Origin of the sequence: Kribbella soli (genome assembly GCF_004331345.1) — a bacterium.
GTDB lineage: Bacteria > Actinomycetota > Actinomycetes > Propionibacteriales > Kribbellaceae > Kribbella > Kribbella soli.
This window is the reverse complement of record NZ_SJJZ01000003.1, coordinates 756,221-777,057: the sequence shown is the minus strand read 5'-3', so window position 1 is coordinate 777,057 and position 20,837 is coordinate 756,221. Positions and strand designations below refer to the sequence as shown.

The 20,837-nt window shown below is 68.7% G+C and carries 21 protein-coding genes; 16 read left to right on the top strand and 5 right to left on the bottom strand.

Going from position 1 to position 20,837, the window contains the following annotated elements; all coding sequences use genetic code 11:
- The first annotated feature begins 50 nt into the window (after positions 1-50).
- The 8 genes from E0H45_RS26580 (at position 51) to E0H45_RS26545 (ending at position 8,324) form a co-directional block, all read left to right on the top strand.
- On the top strand, positions 51-626 hold the full coding sequence (locus tag E0H45_RS26580; RefSeq protein WP_131342274.1) for a nucleotidyltransferase family protein: 576 nt from the start codon (positions 51-53) through the stop codon (positions 624-626).
- Positions 627-671: 45 nt separating this feature from the next.
- Positions 672-1,547, top strand: coding sequence for an AAA family ATPase (locus E0H45_RS26575; protein ID WP_131343842.1), 876 nt, complete (start codon positions 672-674; stop codon positions 1,545-1,547).
- Between the two features lie 7 nt (positions 1,548-1,554).
- Positions 1,555-2,688, top strand: a complete 1,134-nt coding sequence (locus E0H45_RS26570) for a vWA domain-containing protein (RefSeq protein ID WP_131342272.1) — start codon at positions 1,555-1,557, stop codon at positions 2,686-2,688.
- Entirely contained in the window at positions 2,681-3,796 is a 1,116-nt protein-coding gene (locus E0H45_RS26565) for an XdhC family protein (RefSeq protein ID WP_131342270.1), read from the top strand. Before E0H45_RS26570 ends, E0H45_RS26565 begins: the two co-directional genes overlap by 8 nt.
- Positions 3,797-3,881: 85 nt before the next feature.
- Positions 3,882-4,376, top strand: a complete 495-nt coding sequence (locus tag E0H45_RS26560) for a (2Fe-2S)-binding protein (protein WP_131342269.1) — start codon at positions 3,882-3,884, stop codon at positions 4,374-4,376.
- Entirely contained in the window at positions 4,373-6,772 is a 2,400-nt protein-coding gene (locus E0H45_RS26555) for a xanthine dehydrogenase family protein molybdopterin-binding subunit (RefSeq protein ID WP_131342267.1), read from the top strand. The genes E0H45_RS26560 and E0H45_RS26555 overlap by 4 nt, the downstream gene beginning before the upstream one ends.
- Positions 6,769-7,623: an FAD binding domain-containing protein gene (locus E0H45_RS26550; protein ID WP_131342265.1), complete on the top strand. Its 855-nt coding sequence runs from the start codon at positions 6,769-6,771 to the stop codon at positions 7,621-7,623. The genes E0H45_RS26555 and E0H45_RS26550 overlap by 4 nt, the downstream gene beginning before the upstream one ends.
- The gene (locus E0H45_RS26545; protein WP_131342263.1) at positions 7,620-8,324 is read left to right on the top strand and encodes an SRPBCC family protein; all 705 of its coding nucleotides are present in this window, start codon (positions 7,620-7,622) and stop codon (positions 8,322-8,324) included. The genes E0H45_RS26550 and E0H45_RS26545 overlap by 4 nt, the downstream gene beginning before the upstream one ends.
- A 60-nt stretch (positions 8,325-8,384) precedes the next feature.
- Here E0H45_RS26545 and E0H45_RS26540 read toward each other — a convergent pair whose 3' ends face one another.
- The 3 genes from E0H45_RS26540 to E0H45_RS26530 are packed head-to-tail and all read right to left on the bottom strand — an operon-like array spanning position 8,385 to position 9,961.
- Positions 8,385-8,879: an NUDIX domain-containing protein gene (locus E0H45_RS26540; protein ID WP_131342261.1), complete on the bottom strand. Its 495-nt coding sequence runs from the start codon at positions 8,877-8,879 to the stop codon at positions 8,385-8,387.
- Entirely contained in the window at positions 8,872-9,522 is a 651-nt protein-coding gene (gene nfi, locus E0H45_RS26535) for a deoxyribonuclease V (protein WP_131342259.1), read from the bottom strand. Before nfi ends, E0H45_RS26540 begins: the two co-directional genes overlap by 8 nt.
- Before the next feature lie 37 nt (positions 9,523-9,559).
- Positions 9,560-9,961 (bottom strand): VOC family protein, encoded by a 402-nt coding sequence (locus E0H45_RS26530; protein ID WP_131342257.1) that lies wholly within the window; start codon positions 9,959-9,961, stop codon positions 9,560-9,562.
- Positions 9,962-10,150: 189 nt separating this feature from the next.
- Between E0H45_RS26530 and E0H45_RS26525 the strand changes: the two genes are divergently transcribed.
- From E0H45_RS26525 to E0H45_RS26500, 6 genes are all read left to right on the top strand, one after another.
- Positions 10,151-11,269, top strand: coding sequence for a glycerate kinase family protein (locus tag E0H45_RS26525; protein ID WP_131342255.1), 1,119 nt, complete (start codon positions 10,151-10,153; stop codon positions 11,267-11,269).
- Positions 11,270-11,461: 192 nt separating this feature from the next.
- Entirely contained in the window at positions 11,462-11,818 is a 357-nt protein-coding gene (locus E0H45_RS26520; RefSeq protein WP_130380162.1) for a HesB/IscA family protein, read from the top strand.
- Between the two features lie 139 nt (positions 11,819-11,957).
- Positions 11,958-12,599: an ABC transporter permease gene (locus E0H45_RS26515; RefSeq protein WP_130380160.1), complete on the top strand. Its 642-nt coding sequence runs from the start codon at positions 11,958-11,960 to the stop codon at positions 12,597-12,599.
- Entirely contained in the window at positions 12,592-13,758 is a 1,167-nt protein-coding gene (locus E0H45_RS26510; protein WP_131342253.1) for an ABC transporter ATP-binding protein, read from the top strand. Before E0H45_RS26515 ends, E0H45_RS26510 begins: the two co-directional genes overlap by 8 nt.
- Positions 13,755-14,576 (top strand): ABC transporter permease, encoded by an 822-nt coding sequence (locus E0H45_RS26505; protein WP_131342251.1) that lies wholly within the window; start codon positions 13,755-13,757, stop codon positions 14,574-14,576. The genes E0H45_RS26510 and E0H45_RS26505 overlap by 4 nt, the downstream gene beginning before the upstream one ends.
- Entirely contained in the window at positions 14,573-15,544 is a 972-nt protein-coding gene (locus tag E0H45_RS26500) for a glycine betaine ABC transporter substrate-binding protein (RefSeq protein WP_131342249.1), read from the top strand. Before E0H45_RS26505 ends, E0H45_RS26500 begins: the two co-directional genes overlap by 4 nt.
- On the opposite strand, the gene E0H45_RS26495 is transcribed toward E0H45_RS26500, so the two are convergent.
- Positions 15,531-16,982 (bottom strand): DHA2 family efflux MFS transporter permease subunit, encoded by a 1,452-nt coding sequence (locus tag E0H45_RS26495; RefSeq protein WP_131342247.1) that lies wholly within the window; start codon positions 16,980-16,982, stop codon positions 15,531-15,533. The two genes, E0H45_RS26500 and E0H45_RS26495, sit on opposite strands and share 14 nt — an antisense overlap.
- 117 nt (positions 16,983-17,099) lie before the next feature.
- Between E0H45_RS26495 and E0H45_RS26490 the strand changes: the two genes are divergently transcribed.
- Both E0H45_RS26490 and E0H45_RS26485 read left to right on the top strand, forming a co-directional pair.
- The gene (locus E0H45_RS26490) at positions 17,100-17,810 is read left to right on the top strand and encodes a TetR/AcrR family transcriptional regulator (RefSeq protein WP_131342245.1); all 711 of its coding nucleotides are present in this window, start codon (positions 17,100-17,102) and stop codon (positions 17,808-17,810) included.
- 182 nt (positions 17,811-17,992) lie between these two features.
- A complete protein-coding gene (locus tag E0H45_RS26485) occupies positions 17,993-19,426 on the top strand; it encodes an MFS transporter (RefSeq protein WP_238155297.1) in 1,434 nt (477 codons plus the stop codon).
- A 95-nt stretch (positions 19,427-19,521) separates the two neighbouring features.
- Here E0H45_RS26485 and E0H45_RS26480 read toward each other — a convergent pair whose 3' ends face one another.
- Positions 19,522-20,790 (bottom strand): aspartate aminotransferase family protein, encoded by a 1,269-nt coding sequence (locus E0H45_RS26480; RefSeq protein ID WP_238155295.1) that lies wholly within the window; start codon positions 20,788-20,790, stop codon positions 19,522-19,524.
- Between the last annotated feature and the right edge of the window lie 47 nt (positions 20,791-20,837).

Below are 20,837 nucleotides of genomic sequence, written 5' to 3'. Positions count from 1 at the left end.
CCGCGTGGCAGACGTCACTGCTCAGAGTGTGAAATCAGTACGCTGCCGGTGTGAAGATCGCGGGACTGGTGCTCGCTGCGGGCGCGGGGCGTCGGATGGGTACGCCGAAAGCACTCATCCGCGACGCCGACGGGGTGACGTGGGTGGTCCGTACGGCCCGTCTACTCACCGAGGCGGGATGCTCACCGGTCGTGGTGGTCGTCGGAGCGTCCGCGGATCAGGTTCGCGCGGCGCTGTCCGACGAGCCTGTCGAGGTCGTCGAGGCAAGCGATTGGGACGAGGGGATGGCGGCGTCCCTCCGCACCGGGCTTCGCTCGATCAACACGTTGTCCGAGGCGGTGGTCGTGGTGACAGTGGATGTGCCGGGGCTGACGGCGGCCGCGGTACGGCGAGTTGCGGATCGCGCTGCGGAGCACGCGCTGGTGCGGGCGACGTACCAGGGCGTGCCGGGGCATCCGGTGGTGATCGGGCGGGCGCATTGGGACGGGGTGATCGCGTCGGCGCGGGGCGATGAGGGGGCGCGGGGGTACCTGCGCGAGCACCGGGTCGAATTGGTGGAGTGTTCGGACCTCGCGGACGGGGTGGACGTCGACACCGTGGGGGACCTGCCGCCAGGTCATGGCTGACCTGTGAGGGTTGGCAAGGGTCGGAAGTAGGTGAATGCTGAAGGAGTGAGTGCCGTCGGCTCGGCCGTTGATCTGGCCGAGCGTCTGCGGGCGACCGGGTATCTAGCCGGAGAGGGCTTGGCCACGGTCGGGTATCTTGCGCTCGCGCTCCATCGCCCGTTGCTGCTCGAAGGCGAGCCGGGCACCGGCAAGACCTCACTCGCGGCCGCCATCGCCGAGGCCCTCGACCTGAACCTGATCCGGCTGCAGTGCTACGAGGGCATCGACGCTTCGCAGGCGCTCTACGACTGGGACTTTCCGCGCCAGATCCTGCATCTGCGCACCGTCGAGGCGACCAGCTCCGACGCGGCGGTCGAAGAGGTCGAGAAAAGCCTTTTCGACGAGCGGTTCCTGCTGTCCCGTCCGGTACTGCGGGCCCTCCGCGAAAGTCCCGCCGTACTGCTCGTCGACGAGATCGACCGGGCCGACGACGAGTTCGAGGCGTTCCTGCTCGAGGTGTTGTCGACGTACGAGGTGACGATTCCTGAGCTCGGGACGATCACCGCTGAGGTACCGCCGATCGTCGTGCTGACCTCCAACCGCACCCGCGAGGTGCATGACGCGCTCAAGCGTCGGTGCCTGTACCACTGGATCGATCATCCGGGCCTGGCGCGTGAGATCGAGATCGTCCGGACCCGGTTGCCTGGGGTGTCCGCGCGGCTTGCCGAGCAGGTCACCCGATCGGTGCAGCGGATGCGCGACCTCGACCTGCTCAAACCGCCCGGTGTCGCCGAGACCCTCGACTGGGCGCGTGCTCTGGATGCGCTCGGCGCCGACGTACTCGACGTCGAGACGGCGGCCGCGACTCTCGGTGCGGTCCTCAAGTACCGCGAGGACACCGACCGCGTCCGTGAATCCCTCGACCGCCTGCTGGCGAGCTGAGACACCGATGACTGCCCCGCAGGACGCCGGCGCCGCGAAAGCCGACCACCCGCCCGCCGCGCCGGATCTTGCGCTTGCTGGGTTTGCTACTGCGCTTCGGCATGCTGGGCTCGCGGTGACGGCCGATCGGGTGCAGCTCTTCCTGCAGGCCGTTGCTGCTCTCGACGCCGCTCTGACCGCGGACGTTTACTGGGCCGGCCGCGCCGCGCTCTGCAGTGGGCCCGACGACACCGCGAGGTACGACGAGGTGTTCGCCGCCTGGTTCACCGGAAACCGGTCGCGCGGGGTCGTCCCGAGCCGCACCCCGCAATCGTCCGTCCAGGCGAACCTCGGCGAGGGTGGGGACGAAACCGAGGGCGACCACACTCTCAACGTCTCCGCCAGTACGACGGAAGTCCTCAGACACCGCGACGTCGCCGAACTGTCCGCCGTCGACCGCGCCGAACTCGCCCGCCTCTTCGGCACCCTTCGCCCGCAGACCCCGATCCGCCGGGCGAACCGTCGCCGACCGTCGCATCGCGGCGAGATCGACCCGCGACGGACGCTGCGCGCCCAACTGCGCCAGGTGGGCGAACCAGGCCGCGTCCGCTACCGCCGCCGGGGCGTCCGGCCGCGGCGGGTCGTCGTACTGATCGACGTTTCCGGCTCCATGCGTCCGTACGCCGACAGTCTGCTGCGGCTCGCGCACGTGATGGTGCAGCAGGCGCCGCGGTCGGTCGAGGTGTTCACCATCGGCACGCGGCTCACCCGCGTCACCCCGGCTCTGCGGCACCGCGATCCTGAATTCGCGCTGCGGTTGGCGGGCGACGTCGTACCGGACTGGTCGGGTGGGACGCGGCTGGGTGAGGTGCTGAAGGTGTTCCTGGATCGCTGGGGTCAACGCGGTACGGCGCGGCGGGCCGTCGTCGTGGTGTGCAGCGACGGATGGGAGCGCGGCGACGCGTCGCTGCTCGGTGCGCAACTGCAGCGGTTGGCGGGGTTGGCGCATCGCGTGGTGTGGCTGAATCCGCATCGCGGCAAGCGCGGGTACGAGCCGGTGCAGACCGGGATCGTCGCCGTACTGCCGCACCTGGACGACCTCGTTGCCGGGCACAGCCTGGCCAGCTTCGCCGAACTTCTGGAGGTGGTGGCCGATGCGTGACGTCCTCGACCGGTTGCTGGCGTGGTGGCAGGCCGGCGAATCGGTTGCCGTCGGCACCGTTGTCGCGACGTTCGACTCGGCGCCGCGGCCGCCGGGTGCGGTGATGCTGGTCGGTCCTGAGCTGGAGGTGGTCGGCAGCGTGTCGGGCGGCTGCGTCGAGGGCGCGGTCTACCAGCTCGGCGAGGAGATCCTCGAGTCGGGCGAGCCGGTGCTGCAGCGGTACGGCGTGAGCGACGAGTCCGCGTTCGCGGTCGGGCTGACGTGCGGCGGCATCATCGACGTGTTCGTCGAGAAGGTCGACCGTACGTCGTTCCCGGAACTGGGGGAGGTGGCGATCGACATCGCCGAGGGCCGCCCGGTCGCGGTCGCCACCGTCGTCGCACATCCCGACCCGGCACGGATCGGACGTCGGCTGATCGTGCGCCCGGATGCGTCGGGGGGAGGGCTCGGGTCGGATCGGGCTGATGATGCGGTGCTTGACGATGCGCGGGGGTTGTTGGCGAACGGGCGGTCGGAGACGTTGGAGTACGGGCCGGACGGGCAGCGGCGGGGTGAGGGGATGCGGGTCTTCGTGTCGTCGTACGCGCCGGTGCCGCGGCTGCTGGTGTTCGGGGCGATCGACTTCGCGGCCGCGGTTGGACGGCTCGGCGCGTTCCTCGGCTACCGGGTGACGGTGTGCGATGCCCGCGCGGTGTTTGCGACCGCGTCCCGGTTTCCCTTTGCCGATGAGGTGATTGTCGACTGGCCGCACCGGTACCTGACGGGCGAGGCGGCGGCCGGCCGGATCGACGACCGGACGGTGATCTGCGTACTGACGCATGACCCGAAGTTCGACGTACCGCTCCTGGAGGTCGCGTTGCGGCTTCCGCAGGTCGCGTACATCGGGGCGATGGGATCGCGGCGCACGCACGACGACCGGCTGAAGCGGTTGCGGGAAGCGGGACTGACCGAGGAAGAGGTGGCGCGACTGGCGAGCCCGATCGGTCTCGACCTCGGCGCGCGGACGCCGGAGGAGACCGCGGTGAGCATCGCCGCCGAGATCATCGCCCAGCGCTGGGGTGGCGCCGGGCAACGACTCTCCGCGGCAGCAGGGCCGATCCACCACTGATCACCACGGACCGACCCTTGTGGTCTACATCACAACAGGAGCAGGATCAAAAGTACGGCGATTGCTGACATCTGGAGGCGGGGCGATGACCCGGATCACGGTCAAGGTCGACGGAAGCAGCTTCACGGACGAGGTGGAGCCGCGCACGCTGCTCGTGCTGTATCTGCGCGAGCAACTGGGGAAGACAGGCACCGTGGTCGGCTGCGACACCGGCAACTGCGGCGCCTGCACGGTCCACCTGGACGGGCGGAGTGTGAAGTCCTGCTCGTTGCTCGCGGTCCAGGCCGACGGTCACGAGATCACCACGATCGAAGGGCTCGCGACCAACGGTCAGCTGCACCCGATGCAGCAGGCCTTCCACGAGCACCACGCCCTGCAGTGTGGATACTGCACACCAGGCATGATCATGCAATCCATCGATCTGATTGCAGACAATCCGAATCCGAGCGACGAGGACATCCGGCTCGGGCTCGAGGGCAACCTCTGCCGTTGCACCGGCTACCAGAACATCGTCAAGGCCGTCCAGGCCGCAGCGGGGGCAGCCGCACCGCAGGCCAGCGCCGCCGGAGGTGCGCAATGACCGCCACCGAGGAACGCCCGGCGACAGAGATCGGCGCATCGCGCCGGCGCAAGGAAGACGCCCGGCTGATCACCGGCCGGACCCGCTGGACCGACAACATCGTGCTGCCCGGCCTGCAGCACATCGCGATGGTGCGCAGCCCGTTCGCGCACGCCCGGATCACGTCGATCGACGCCGAGGCGGCGAAGGCGGCGTCCGGCGTCGTTGCCGTGATCACCGGCGCCGACATCGCCGACGAACAGGGCGCGCTGCCGAACGCGTGGGCCATCATCCCCGACCAGAAGGCGCCCGTACATCCGTCGATGGCGGTCGACCACGTCGCGTTCGCCGGTGAGATCGTCGCGATGGTCATCGCCCGCACCGCGGCCGAGGCGAACGACGCCGCCGACCTCGTCGACGTCGACTACGAGGAGCTCGAACCCGCCCTCGAACTCAAGGCCGCCGCCCGCGACGAGGTGATCGCGCATCCGGATCTCGGGACGAACGTGTCCGCGGTGTGGTCGTACGACTCGGCCGAGTCCGGCACCGGCGGCGACGTCGAGGCAGCGATCGCGGCCGCCCGCGACGGCGGCATCGTGATCGAGGAGGAGTTCCGCCAGCAGCGGCTGATCCCGGCGTTCATGGAGCCGCGGTCGATTGTCGTCGATCCGACAACTGAACAAATGACCGTCTGGTCGGCGACCCAGGTACCGCACTTCGTGAAGATCTTCATCGCGCTCGTGCTCGGCATCCCGGAGAGCAAGGTCCGGGTGATCGCACCGGACGTCGGCGGCGGTTTCGGCGGCAAGCTGCAGTTCACCCCGGAGGAAGTACTCACGGTCATCGCGGCCCGGCGTACCGGAAAGCCCTGTAAATACACCGAAACCAGGTCCGAGTCGTTGATGGCGGCGCACCACGGCCGCGACCAGTGGCAGCAGGTCACGCTGGCCGCGAACGCCGACGGCACGGTCACCGGACTGAAGGTCGAGCTGATCGCCGACATGGGCGCGTACCTCGGCCTGGTCACGTCGGCGATCCCGCTGCTCGGGGCGTTCATGTACAACGGGATCTACAAGTTCCCGGCGTACCACATCGGCATCACGAACGTGTTCACGAACAAGACGTGGACCGACGCGTACCGCGGCGCCGGCCGGCCCGAGGCGACGTACGCGATCGAGCGGCTGATGGACGAGCTCGCCGCCCGCGTCGGCGTCGACGCCCTCGAGATCCGCGAGCGGAACTGGATCAAGCACGAGGAGTTCCCGTTCTCGACGGTGTCCGGGCTGCGGTACGACTCCGGCAACTACGAGGCCGCGACCGCAAAGGCGCGTGAGCTGTTCGGGTACGACGACCTGCGGGCCGAGCAACGCAAGCGGCGCGAGTCCGGCGACCCGGTGCAGCTCGGGATCGGCGTCTCGACGTTCACCGAGATGTGCGGCCTGGCCCCGTCGCGCTGGCTCGGCTCGATGGGGTACGTCGGTGGCGGCTGGGAGCACGCAGCGGTCCGGATGCTGCCGACCGGGAAGGTCGAGGTGGTCACCGGGACCAGCCCGCACGGTCAAGGACATGAGACCGCGTGGAGCCAGCTGGTCGCGGACCGGCTGGGCGTGGCGTTCGAGGATGTCGAAGTACTGCACGGTGACACGCAGGTCGCCGTACGCGGGCTGGACACGTACGGATCGCGGTCGCTGGCCGTCGGCGGCATGGCGGTGCTGGCCGCCGCGGACAAGGTGATCGAGAAGGCGAAGCCGATCGCGGCGCAACTGCTGGAGGCGAACGCGGACGACCTCGACTTCAGCGGCGGGCGGTACGGCGTGCGCGGGACCGACGCCGGGATGACGATGGCCGAGCTCGCGTTCGCGGTCTTCCAGGGGCACAAGCTCGACGGCTCGGCCGAAGGGTGCCTGGACGCCGACGCGACCCTCGACCCGGACGATTTCTCGTTCCCGCACGGCACGCACCTGTGCGCGGTCGAGGTCGACACCGAGACCGGTGCGACGAAGATCCGATCGTACGTGTGCGTCGACGATGTCGGCGTGGTGGTGAACCCGATGATCGTCGAGGGCCAGGTGCACGGCGGTATCGCGCAGGGCATCGCGCAGGCGCTGTTCGAGGAAGCGCTGCACGACGACTCCGGGACGCTGGTCACCGGGTCGTTCGACCAGTACACGTTGCCGGCGGCACCTGATCTGCCGACCTTCGAGACGGCGCGGACCGAGACGCCCGCGACGACGAACCAGCTGGGTGTGAAGGGTGTCGGCGAGGCGGGGACCATCGCGTCCACGCCGGCTGTCGTCAATGCGATTGTCGACGCTCTACGACCGCTCGGCGTCACGGACGTGCCGATGCCGTGTACGCCGTACCGCGTGTGGACCGCCATCCAGAAAAGTGCCAGTCAGGAAGGGAGCCGGTCATGATCCCGGTGGCGTTCGAGTACTTCGCACCGGCGACGGTCGACGAGGCGCTGGGGTTGCTGCGCGAGCACTCCGACGCGAAGGTGCTGGCGGGCGGGCAGAGCCTGATGCCGGCGCTGCGGTTGCGGCTGGCGGCACCTGAGGTGATTGTCGACATTCAGAAGATCGACGATCTGCGCGGTGTGCGGGACGACGGCGACGCGCTGGTGATCGGCGCCATGACCCCGCACAGCACGGTGGAGTCGGATCCGCTGGTGGCCGAGCACGCGCGGCTGATCGCGTTGGCCACGGCAACGGTCGGCGATCCGCAGATCCGGCATCGCGGCACGTTCGGCGGGTCGCTGGCACATGCGGATCCGGCGGCGGATCTGCCCGTGGTCGCGGTGGCGCTGGACGCGTCGTTCGTGATCGCGGGGCCGGACGGCCGACGTACCGTGCCTGCCTCGGAGTTCTTCCAGGGCGTGTTCAGTACGGCGCTCGGCGAGGACGAGTTGCTCGTCGAGGTGCGGGTGCCGAAGTACACCGGCTGGGGCGCGCACTACGAGAAGTTCAACCGGGTCGCGCAGGGCTGGTCGATCGTGTCCGTCGCGGCGGCGGTGCGGTTGGACGGCGACTCGATCGCGGAGGCGCGAGTCGGGCTCGGCAACATGGGATCGACACCGGTACGGGCGACGGCGGTCGAGGCGGCTCTCGTCGGGCAGCCCGCGACCGCGGACGCCGTACGGGAGGCCGCGGCGCGAGCAGCGGACGGGACGTCTCCGGTGAGCGACATCAACGGTGACGCCGACTACCGCCGGCATCTCGCCACGGTGCTCACCCGGCGGGCGGTCCTGGCTGCGGCGGGTACCGCGTGAAGCTCGAGCACAAGTTCGTCGTACCGGCGCCTGTCGAGCAGACCTGGGCAGCGTTCAACGACCTCGAACGGGTGGTGCCGTGTTTCCCCGGCGCCACCCTGACGACGTACGAGGGTGACGACTTCACCGGCTCGTGCAAGGTGAAGCTCGGGCCGGTGTCGCTGCAGTACTCCGGCACCGGCACCTTCGTCGAGCGCGACGAGGCGGCTCACCACGCGGTCATCGAGGCCAAGGGCAAGGACCGCAGAGGCAACGGTACGGCGAGCGCCCGCGTCACCGCCCGGCTGGCCGGCACGGCGGACGGCACCACCGAGGTCATCGTCGACACCGACCTGACCATCACCGGCCGCCCCGCCCAGTTCGGCCGCGGACTCATCCAGGACGTCTCCAACAAACTCCTCGACCAGTTCACCACCTGCCTGAAAACCAAGCTGGACACCGCAGACAAACCCACACCCACCACCGCTAGCGCCGCCAGCTCCACCGGCTCGACCGAATCCGCTAGCGCTGCTAGCACCGACCCCACCGGATCCGCTAGGGCTGCCGGTTCGCCCACTCGGTCCGGGGCGGATGCGTCGGGGGCGGATGAGGTAGTGCTGGATCTCGGGAGCGCTCTACTTCCGATGCTTGCCCGTCGCGCGGCGCCGTACCTGATCGGCGCGGTGCTAGCGCTCGTGCTCCGCCGCCTGTTCCGCCGGTGAGAGGCTGGGGAGGTTTTTACCCCCGAATCGGCAAGAAATCCTCCCCAACCCGCGCAGTTTTCACTTGGGCGGATCGAAGTACAGCTCGCCGCTGAATACCGCCGGCAGGATCGGTCGGTGTCCCGCGATCACCGTCAGCTCCGCGGCCTCCTCTGCGGTGAACCAGCCGGACTCACTCACCTCCGCGGAGCACCCGGCCTCGCCGCTGACGGCCTCCGCGCGGAACACCACGCCGAGGACCTGCACACGGTTCCCGTCCGGATAGACCACGACCACATCCGGGTTCGAGTACACGCCGACCAGCCCGGTCACGCGCACCACCAGCCCGGTCTCCTCGAGCGTCTCCCGCTCGGCGGCCTCCGCCGGACGTTCGCCCGGGTCGATCGCCCCGCCCGGCAGGCACCATTCGCCGTTGTCGGTCCGCTTCGTCAGCAGCAACCGATCGCCGTCCATCACCGCCGCGGCCGCTCCCGCGCGCAGTCGTGCGCTCGCGCCGATCCGGTCGCCGTACTCGTGCCGCGTGTACCCGGGTACTCGCGGTGCATTGTCAACCATCCGACAATCCTTCCCGGCAAGCCCGATCCGCGAGCCGCGTCGTCTCCGGCAACCGGTACCGCGGCGCCAACCGCAGCACGTGATCAATCGCGGTCCTCAAACTCACCCGATGCCCGACCGACACGTACACCGGCTTGACCCCGTCCTGCGTCCGCACCGCCGCTCCCACCACCTCGCCGCCGTCGACGAGCTCAGCCGTCGCCCCGCCCTCCCGCGCGAGCTCCCCATGCGACCCGACGAACGTCGTCTTCGCGGCACCGATCGCCGGGATCCCCGTCAGTACGCCGAGATGGCAGGCGAGCCCGAACCGCCGCGGATGCGCAAGCCCCTGCCCGTCACACACGAGCAGCTCCGGCGTCGTCCCGAGCTGCTCCAGCGCTGCAAGCAACGCCGGCACCTCACGGAACGCGAACAACCCCGGCACGTACGGGAACGTCGTCTCACCACGCACCACCGCGCGATCGACCTCCGCCAATGTGTCCCGATCCAGCACCACCACAGCAGCCGCCAACCGGTCCCCGTCGTACGCGACGTCGAGACCGGCGACGTACCGGGGTGTCTTTCCGACATCCGTGAGATCGACGTGCCCCCGCAACTCCTCCTGCACCGCGATTGCCTCAACGGCGGTCGTCGGCCACTCCATCAAGACCCCTCCGACGTCGGCGGTGCACCGGGCCGCATCAAGAGTTCTCCGGCTGGGGCGCTCCGCCGGGTGGCCATTCGACGAGTTCGATGCGGTAGCCGTCGGGGTCGATGAGCCAGGAGGTTTTCGGGCCGTCGGGGCCGGCCGGGAGTTCGGGGGCGCCGGGGTGCAGACCTGCCGCGGTGAGGCGGGCGAGGGTGTCGGCGAGCGACTCGACCTCGATCGCGAAGTGCGCGAACCCGCCGACCTCGACCGGGCCGTCCGCCGGGCGGTGGACGAGTTCGAGGGACACGGAAGGTTCGTCGGGGAGCCGCAGCCAGACCAGGCTGGAGCCGTCCTCGAACGGAACCGTGCCGAGATCGACGTAGCCGACGGTGGTGTAGAAGGCGAGCGAGCGTTCCAGATCACTCACGCGGAGTGCGAACAGGACTGTCTTCATACCGAGCGATCCAACTGTCCCGCTCCCGGCCCGTCAATCAAGCTGTGCCCTAACGACAGGAGGTGTGCGGTGATCGCGGCGGGTCTTCTCAGGCGGGCGGTGCCGTCTACGTATATCTCTACGTCCTGTCCTTACGCCGCGCATGGACGGGCCACCCGGCCTGTGGCTGGGGTGAGGGAGGATGTGCGCATGCGGATTCTGATTGCGCCGGACAAGTTCGCGGGGACGTTGACGGCTGTGGAGGCTGCGGCGGCCATCGAGGAAGGGTGGCGGCGCCGGGACCCGGGTGCTGAGGTGCTGGTCGCGCCGATGGCCGACGGCGGTCCGGGGTTCATCGACGTACTGTCCGCGGTGGTGGACGGGAAGCTGCTGTCGGTCACCGTTCGCGGGCCGCTCGGTGAGGAGACTCCCGCGACGGTGCTGCTGGCGGGGGAGACGGCGTACGTCGAGACCGCGCAGGCGTGCGGTTTGCACCTGGTGGAGCCGAAGCAGCGGCGGCCTGAGGAAGCGAGCACGTACGGGGTCGGGCAGCTGATCACCGCAGCCGTGGACGCCGGCGCGACGCGGATCATCCTCGGCCTCGGCGGTTCCGGCACGAACGACGCCGGGGCAGGCCTCCTCGCCGCCCTCGGAGCAACAGCAACCGCACAACCGGACGGGACCGTGGGTGTTGGGCGGTTGGATGGTGGGGCCGCGGGATTGGCAGGGCTTGAGGCGGTGGATTTGGGGCCGGCTCGGGAACGGGTTGCGGGGGTTGAGTTCGTTGCGGCCAGTGATGTGGAGAACCCGATGCTCGGGTTGCGGGGTGCGACGAATGTGTTCGGGGCGCAGAAGGGGATCTCGGACGAGCGCAAGCCTGCGGTCGACGGCTGGCTGACGCACTTCGCGGAGCTGGCCGACCGCAAGACCGCGGACAAGAAGGGTGCGGGCGCCGCGGGTGGGCTCGGGTACGCGCTGCTGCTGCTCGGCGCCGAGCGGGTCTCCGGTATCGACCTGGTTGCGGAGCTGACCGGGCTCAAGCAGAAGGCGTCGCAGGTCGATCTGGTGCTCAGCGGTGAAGGCGCCTTCGACTTCCAGTCCCGCGACGGCAAGGTGATCGCGGGCGTGGCGAAGGTCGCGAACGACGCGATGCGCCCCTGCGTCGTACTCGCAGGCAAGGTCCTGATCGGCTCCCGCGAGATGCGCGCGATGGGCGTCGAGTCGGCGTACGCGCTGGTCGACGCGGTCGGCGAGGAGCAGGCGTTCGCGGACCCGCACGGCTCGCTGGCCGCAGTCGCGGAGCGCGTCGCCCGCACCTGGGCGCGCTGAACCGACCCCGAGATCCCGATCACCACCCGACCCGATCACCACCCAGCCTGTGAGCGGGGTAGTTGATCTGCGAAATTGGTGTGCGACCATGGGAATGAGCGCGGGCCGGGTGATGTTGGCCTGTGTTGACAAGAGACTTCCGTGCCGACGGAGCTGGTGTGCCGGCACTTGAGCAGATGACTGGAGTCAGGGATGACTGAAGCGCAGACCGAGCAGGCCGTCGCCACGGGTGTTCTCCTCACCGACGGGGCCGCCGCCAAGGTGAAGGCGCTGCTCGACCAGGAAGGCCGCGACGACCTCGCGCTGCGGGTCGCCGTGCAGCCGGGTGGGTGCTCCGGGCTGCGGTACCAGCTGTTCTTCGACGAGCGTCAGCTCGACGGCGACGTGGTGGCCGACTTCGGTGGTGTGAGTGTCGTCACGGACCGGATGAGCGCTCCGTACCTGAAGGGCGCGTCGATCGACTTCGTCGACAGCATCGAGAAGCAGGGCTTCACCATCGACAACCCGAACGCCACCGGCTCCTGCGCCTGCGGCGACTCGTTCAACTGAGCAACTGAGCCTGAGCAACTGAGCTAGGCAAACGAAGCCCCTGGCGCCCGCGTGGCGACCAGGGGCTTCGGCCTGTCCGGACTTCGGAAGCGATCGTGCCAATGTGTGAGTCGAACGCTTGTTGGGTACCGGTCGCCGTGTGTGGGACTACATAACTGAGCGTAATTCTCAACTGCTCTATCAGAGCTATCAGCACCTGAGCCTGGTCATCCAGTGCGTGCTGCTGGCCACCGTGATCGCGGTCGGCCTGGCAGTCGTCGTGCACCGCAACCCGCGGATCGCGTCCCTGGCCGGCGCGGTCAGCGCGGTCGGTCTGACCATTCCGTCGTTCGCGCTGCTCGGTCTGATGATCCCGGTGGCCGGCATCGGTACGGCGACCTCGGTGGTCGCTGTCACGTTCTACGCCTGTCTGCCGATCCTGCGGAACGCCGTCGTCGGCCTGGCCGGCGTCGACTCGACGCTGATCGAGTCGGCGCGCGGGATGGGCATGGGCGCGGTCCGGACCCTGTTCCGGATCGAGCTGCCGCTGGCCTGGCCGGTGATCCTGGCGGGTGTCCGGGTCTCGGCCCAGATGTCGATGGGGATCGCGGCGATCGCGGCGTACGTGCTCGGCCCGGGTCTGGGCAGCTTCATCTTCACCGGCCTGACCCAGATCGGTGGCAAGAACGCTCTGAACTCCGCGCTGGTCGGCACGATCGGCGTGGTCCTGCTCGCTCTGATCCTGGACGCCATGCTGCTGCTCGTCGGCCGCCTGACCACCTCGAGGGGTATCCGTGCCTGAATCCGAACCAGAAGTCAGCGGCGTCGACATCGAGCTGACCGATGTCGTCAAGCGGTACCCCGGCCAGAAGAAGCCCGCTGTCGAGGGCCTGTCGCTGCACATCCCGGCCGGCGAGATCGTGATGTTCGTCGGCCCGTCGGGCTGCGGCAAGACCACCTCGCTGAAGATGATCAACCGGCTGATCGAGCCGACGTCGGGCAGTATCCGGATCGGCGGCGAGGACGTCAGCCGGTCCGACGACGACGACCTGCGCCGCCGCATCGGGTACGTGATCCAGGGCGGCAGTCTCTTCCCACACATGACCGTCACACAGAACATCGCCCTGGTCCCGGGCCTGCTCGGCTGGGACAAACGCCGTACGGCGGAACGTGTCGACGAACTGCTCGAACTCGTCGGCCTCGACCCGAACCGGTACCGCGGCCGCTACCCGCGCGAGCTGTCCGGCGGTCAGCAACAGCGCGTCGGCGTCGCCCGCGGACTCGCCGCCGATCCGCCGGTGATCCTGATGGACGAGCCGTTCGGCGCGGTCGACCCGATCACCCGGCAACGGTTGCAGGACGAACTGCTCAGCATCCAGGAGGAGCTGCGCAAGACGATCGTCTGCGTCACCCACGACTTCGACGAGGCGGTGAAGCTCGGCGACCGGATCCTGATCCTCACCGAGGGCGCGAACATCGCCCAGTACGACACCCCCGAGGCGATCCTGGCGAACCCGGCCGACCGGTTCGTCGCGGACTTCGTCGGCGCGGGCGCCGCGCTCAAGCAGCTCACACTGAGCCGGGTCAGTGAGATCGAGCTGGGTCAGCCGACGGTCGCGGAGATCGGCGACCCGGCGCCCGACGTACTGCGGGCCGCGAAGGCGGCGGGCGACGACTCGGTCGTCGTCCTGGACGGCCGGCGGCGACCGGTCGACTGGATGTGGACAGTCGACTTGTCAGATGTCGACAATGTGCCGGCGCCGCACGAGGACACCGACCTGGTGACGATCGACCGGCGGGCAACCCTGAACGACGCGCTCGACACGATGCTGATGTCCAGCCACGGCAGCGCGGTCGTCACCGGCCGCCGCGACGAGTACCTCGGCGTTGTCGACTTCCAGGCCGTACTCGCCCGCATCCAGGACGGCAACGGCCAACCGGAGGCGGAGGTCGCACAATGACCGCGCTCGATCCTGGACCGGATCTCAAAACTCAGGAGAACCTTGCCGACGCGAAGGCGGCCGCGGCCGGGCTCGCCAGCAGCCGGGCACGCCGTCCGTCGTGGGGGCTGCTGATCGGGCAACCGTTGTTCGTGGCCGTCGTGATCGGGGCGTGGGCGATCTGGCGGTCCCGCGCCGAGCTCGACTCGATCGAGCAGCGACAGCTCGACTGGAAACTCGTGGGCCAGTTGACCGTGGAGCACCTCAAGCTCACCGTCGTCGCCACGATCATCGTGCTGCTGGTCGCCGTACCGCTCGGCATCATGCTGACCCGGCCGCGGGCTCGCCGGGCCGCTCCGGTCGTGGTCGCGATCGCGAACGCCGGCCAGGCGGCGCCGGTGATCGGGCTGATCGTGCTGCTCGCGATCTGGCTCGGCTTCGGCTTCTGGACCGCGATCCTCGCGCTCTGCCTGTACGCGATCCTGCCGGTACTGCGGAACACGATCGTCGGCCTGCAAGGCGTCGACCGGACACTCGTCGAGGCCGGTCGTGGCATGGGCATGTCGAGCGTCTCCGTCCTCGGCCGGATCGAACTGCCGCTCGCGGTGCCGGTGATCATGGCCGGCATCCGTACCGCGCTGGTCCTGGTCGTCGGTACGGCGACCCTCGCGACGTTCATCGACGCCGGGGGACTGGGCAGCCTGATCACCACCGGCATCCGCCTGCTGCGCTACCCGGTGCTGATCAGCGGCGCCGTACTGGTCGCGGCACTCGCCCTGCTGATCGACTGGGCGGGCCGAGTACTGGAAGAAGTCACCCGACCGAGAGGGCTCGGATGAAGCGGCTCGTCGCGGCAGCGTCCGCGCTACTCCTCGTCCTGTCGGGCTGCGGTCTCGGCACCAGCGGCGGCTTCGTGCCGACCGGCGCGCTCCAAGGACCGCTCTCGAAGGTGAAGAACCTCGACGGGCTGTCGATCGCCATCGGCTCGAAGAGCTTCCAGGAGCAGCTGATCCTCGGCAAGATCGCCGCGATCCTGATGCGTTCGGCCGGCGCGAACGTCCAGGACCTCACCAACATGCCCGGCTCCGACACGTCCCGCCAGGCGATGATCCAGGACCAGATCCAGATGGCCTGGGAGTACACCGGCACCGCGTGGATCTCATACCTCGGCCACGACACCGGCATCCCCGACAAGCAGCAGCAGTACGACGCCGTCCGCAAGGAGGACGAACAGAAGTACGGGCTGATCTGGTTGAAGCCTGCTCCGATGAACAACAGCTACGGCTTCGCGATGACCCGGAAGGAGTCCGAGCGGCTGCACATCACCAAGTTGTCCCAGGTCGAGTCGCTGCCGGTGAAAGAACGAACGTTCTGTGTCGAGTCCGAGTTCGCGAACCGCAACGACGGGTTCGAGCCGATGCTCAAGCACTACGGGATCCCGATGGGTTCCGGCGTACCGCGGGACAACATCCGGACCCTGGACACGGGCGCGGTGTACGCCGCGACGAACAACGGGGACTGCCGGTTCGGGGAGATCTTCACGACCGACGGGCGGATCAAGTCGCTGGACCTCGTCGTACTGCAGGACGACAAGAAGTACTTCCCGGCGTACAACGTGGCTCCGGTGATCAGTAAGAAGGTGCTGGACAAGTACCCGCAGCTGCGGGAGCTGCTGCAGCCGGTGTCGGACAAGCTCACCGACGAGGTGCTGATCGACCTCAACGCGCAGGTCGACGTCGACGGACGTGAGCCCGCCGACGTCGCCATGGACTGGTTGGTGAAGGAGGGGTTCGTCAGCCGTGACTGACGCTCTCCTCCCGGGCGTGCTTCGGGAGTAGGTACGACACCGCGAGGCTGACGACGAAGAGCCCGATCGCGACCAGGACCGAGGTCTTGGTGGCGCCCAGGAACGCGTGGGTCGGCAGCAGCTGGAAGAAGACGGTGCCGATCACGGCGACTCCGATCGCACCGCCGTACTGCTGCATGGCGGTCAGTACGCCGGACGCCGATCCCGCGGCCTGGTCGTCGATCGAGGCCAGGATGATGTCGAACAGCGGCGCGAACACCATGCCGGCGCCGATCCCGGTGGCGAGCGTCGACGGGACCAGGTTCCAGATCGTGGTCGCGTCGCCGTACGTGTGCAGGGTGAACCACACGCCCACCATCGCGACCGTCATCACCGCGATGCCGAGCTGCAGCGCCTTGCGGCCGAGCTTCGGGGCGAGCAGGCCGGCGGACAGCGGCGCGCCGATCGCGATCCCGAGCGAGAACGGCACCATCGCAAGGCCGGCCTTCAGCGGGCTGTAGTGCAGGCCGAGCTGGGTGAACAGGTTGAACACCAGCATGAAGCCGTTCATCGCGAGGAAGAAAGTGGTGATCACGCCGAGGCCGGCGACGTACCCGCGGTTGCGGAACAGCGACGGGTCGATGACCGGGTTGCCGGACCGGCGCTCCCGCCAGCCGAACAGCGCGAAGACCGCGATCGACGAGGTCAACATCAGGATTGTCCACAACGGCCAGCCGAGCTCGCGGCCCTGCACCAGCGGGTAGATCAGCAGGCCGGAGGCGAGGCTGACCAGGAGCACGCCGATGGCATCCAGCCGGGAGGCGCCGGCGGTCTTGACCTCGGGCATGAAGCGCAGCGCGCCGGCCAGGGCGGCGATGCCGATCGGGACGTTGATGAAGAAGATCGTCCGCCAGCCGGCGTCGAACCAGTTCGCGTCGATCAGTACGCCGGCCAGGATCGGGCCGGCGACCGCGGACAGCCCCATCACCGGGCCGAACATCGCGAACGCCTTACCGAGCTCGTCGGACGGGAAGATCGACTTCAGGATCGCGAAACCCTGCGGGATCATCACCGCGCCTAGCAGGCCCTGCGCGACCCGGCTGCCGATCAGCAGCTCGGGGCTGGTGGCCAGCCCACAGACCGCGGACGCGATCGTGAACCCGAGGGCTCCGATCACGAACAGCCGCCGGCGCCCGACCAGGTCGCCGAGCCGGCCGAAGGTGACCAGCCCGATCGCGAAGGCCAAGGTGTATCCGGCCAGCATCCACTGCATGGCCGATTCGGAGCCGCCGAGGTCGGCCCGGATCGACGGCGCAGCAATGTTGACAATCGTCGCGTCGACAAGGTCCATGATCTCGGCGACCAAGATGGTGGCGACCACGAGCCATCGCCAGCGGTACGGCGTACCGCGCGGGGTGGTCGTGGTGTCGGGTGAGTTCTGTACGGCGGTGGCGCTCATCGGTGGCTCCTCGGGGTCTGGGTCTTGGATCCTGATTCGAACGGTGTTCGTTGACGAACACTGTTCTACGCGCGAACGGTGTTCCCGTCAAGTACGGCGTTCGCTACAGTGGTTCGCATGACCCAATCGCCGTGGCAGCCGATCAGTCCCGCCAAGCCCGTGCGTCCGGCCAAGGAGCCGTTGAACCGGGAGCGGATTGTCGACACTGCCTTGCGGGTGATGATCGACCAGGGCTACGAAGCGGTCTCGATGCGCAAGATCGCGCAGGAGCTGCAGACCGGCCCCGCCTCGCTGTACGCGCATGTCGCGAACAAGAAGGAGCTCGATCAGCTTCTGGTCGACCGGGCCGCGGCCGCGATGAACCTGCCCTCGCCGCCGGACCCGGAGCGCTGGCAGGAGCAGTTGAAGGAAGCGATGCGCGAGATGCTGCGCGCGATGCGGACGATGCCCGGGGTGGCGCGGGCCGCGATCGGTGCGGTGCCGCTGGGGGAGGCCGCGCTGCGGACTTCCGAGTGTCTGCTCGGCATCCTCAAGGCCGGTGGACTGCCGGATCAGGCGGTCGCGTGGGCGGTCGACCTGATCCCGCTGTACGTGACCGCGGTGGCGTTCGAGGAGAACGTGCAGCGTGCGGACCAGTGGAGCCCCGAGGATCTCGAGCAGTTCCTGGATGGTCTGCGGTCGTATTTCGCCTCGTTGCCGGCCGACCGGTTCCCGCTCACGATGGCGCTCGCGGGTCCGTTGACGGCCGGCGCCGCCGGTGACGACCGGTTCGAGTTCGGAATCTCGGTGATCACTGCCGGTCTCGCGTCGCTCGCTGAGCGGCGTTGAGCCGGCAGCAAGCGGCGTTGAACGATTTCGCGTGATCGACGGGTAGTCATCGCTTGTGGTTCACGATTGCACATGGCTAACCTTCGGATTGTCAACAAAACTACGACCTGATCCCCGTGGGGCGTGTGGATTGTCTGCGGGTGGGCACTCGGGTGAGGCCGTAATGACGACAGGAGGAAACCGTGGACTCCGAGACCCCGCCGCCTGAGAGCGCCAAGCCCCCGCAGGGTGACGGCGCCCAGGACCGGCCGCCCGTGACCACGACGGAACACGAGCAGCCGCCCGGAGTGCTCAGGAAAGCGATCGCCGCCTCGGCGATCGGCAACGCGACCGAGTGGTTCGACTACGGCATCTATGCCTACGGCGTGACGTACATCTCGGCCGCGATCTTCCCGGGCGACACCGAGAGCCAGACCCTGCTGGCGCTGATGACGTTCGCCGTCTCGTTCCTGGTCCGCCCGCTCGGCGGCCTGGTCTGGGGCCCGCTCGGCGACCGGCTCGGCCGCAAGCACGTGCTGGCGATCACGATCCTGATGATGTCCGGCGCGACACTGCTCGCCGGTCTGGTCCCGTCGTACGACACGATCGGGATCTGGGCGCCGATCCTGCTGGTTCTGCTGCGGATGGTCCAGGGCTTCTCGACCGGTGGCGAGTACGGCGGTGCCGCGACCTTCATGGCCGAGTACGCGCCGAGCCGCAAGCGTGGGTTCCTCGGCAGCTTCCTGGAGTTCGGCACGCTGGCCGGCTTCTCGCTCGGCGCGTTGCTGATGCTCGGCTTCTCGCTGGTGCTCGGCGACGACGCGATGCACGCATGGGGCTGGCGGCTGCCGTTCCTGGTCGCCGCGCCGCTCGGCCTGGTCGGCGTCTACCTCCGGTCCCGGCTGGAGGACACGCCGGTGTTCCGTGAGCTCGAGGCGAAGGGCCAGAAGGAGCAGGAGACCAGTACCCAGTTCAAGGACCTGCTGGCCGTTTACTGGGCCCCGATCCTGCGGCTCGGCGGCATGGTGATCGCCCTGAACGTCGTGAACTACACGCTGCTCACGTACATGCCGACGTACCTGGAGAAGGAGATCGGGCTGAGCGCGGACGAATCGCTGATCGTGCCGATCATCGGAATGTTGACAATGATGATCTTCGTCCCGTTCGCCGGGCGGGCGTCGGACCGGCTCGGGCGCAAGCCGCTGTGGTGGGCGTCGCTGGCCGGCTTGTTCGTGTTCGGCGTACCGATGTTCCTGCTGATGGGGACGAACGTGGCCGGCGCGATCATCGGCTTCGCGGTCCTCGGTCTGCTGTACGTGCCGCAGCTCGCGACGATCTCCGCGACGTTCCCGGCGATGTTCCCGACGCACGTCCGGTACGCCGGATTCGCGATCGCGTACAACGTGTCGACGTCGTTGTTCGGCGGTACGGCGCCCGCGGTCAACGACTGGCTGACGGCCAAGCTGGGTGACTCGCTGGTGCCGGCGTACTACATGATGGCGGCCTGTGTCGTGGGTGCGCTCGCGCTCGCCAAGGTCCCCGAGACGTCACGGTGCCCGCTCAACGGCACCGAGATCCCGGGCACCGAGGACGCCCCACCGCCGGTCGCCCTCGAACCGGCCCACGCCAAGGCCTGACTCGCGAATCCGCGCTTTCCGGAAACAATTCGCCAACCAGCGCGAAAAAGTTTCCGGAGAGCGCGGATCCGACCCCGCCAAACCCGACCAGCCGCTCAGCCGACTACTGCGGTGACTGCGTCGGACCAGAGGCCGGCGGCCTCGTCGATCTCGTCGGGGGAGACGACCAGGGCCGGGATGAAGCGCACAACCTGACCCCAGGCGCCGCACGTGAGCAGTAGCAGACCTCGCCGCGCCGCCTCCTGCTGGACCGCGGTGGCCGTCGCCGGGTCGGGCTTCCCGTCCGCGTCGCGGAACTCGTTGCCGATCATCAGCCCGAGCCCGCGGACGTCGGTGATCTGCTCGTGCTTGTCCGCGACCAGTTGCAGCGCCTGCTTGAGCTGAGCGCCCCGGTCCGCGGAGTTCTGCACGAGACCCTCGTCCTTGATCACGTCCAGCGTCGCCAACGCCGCCGCACACGCGACCGCGTTCGCGCCGTACGTGCCGCCCTGAGAGCCGGGCCACGCCTTCTCCATCAGCTCCGACGACGCGGCGATCGCGGACAGCGGGAACCCGGACGCGAGCCCCTTCGCCGTGACCAGGACGTCCGGGTGCGATCCGAAGTGGTCGCCGCCCCAGAACTTCCCGGTCCGCCCGAACCCGGTCTGTACTTCGTCCACCACGAGCAGGATCCCGTGCGCGTCGGCGCGCTCGCGCAGGCCCGCGAAGAACCGCTCGTTCGCCGGTACGTAACCACCCTCGCCGAGCACCGGCTCCACGAAGAACGCGGCGGTGTCGGCCGGCGTGCTCAACGTCTGCAGGACGTAGTCCAACTGGCTGAGCGCGAAGTCGGTCGCCTGCTCGACGGGCCAGCCGAAGTGGCCGGGGTCCGGGAACGGGGACACGTGGACGCCGGCCATCAACGGGCTGAAACCGGAGCGGAACTTGGTCCCGGAAGTAGTCATCGTGGCCGCTGCGACGGTCCGGCCGTGGAAGCCGCCGTGGAACACGATCACGTTCGGCCGGCCGGTCGCCTGGCGGGTGAGCCGCAGTGCCGCCTCGATCGCCTCGCTGCCGGAGTTCGCGAAGAACATCCGGTCGAGATGCCGGGGGAGGACCTCGCCGAGCCGGTCCACCAGCGTGAGCAACGGCCGGTGCATGACGGTCGTGTACTGCGCGTGGATGATCCGCCCGACCTGCTCCTGGGCGGCTGCGACCACCCGCGGATGGCAGTGCCCGGTCGACGTGACGCCGATGCCGGCGGTGAAATCCAGGTACCTGCGGTCGTCCTCGTCGAACAGCTGGACGCCCTCGCCGCGGGCGGCGACCACGCCGGTCGCCTGTTTGAGGATCTGCGACAGCTCAGCCACGGACTTCCCCTCCACGTGTCGGATGGTAGATTGTCGACAATCAGCCTATCTCAGCTGTCGAG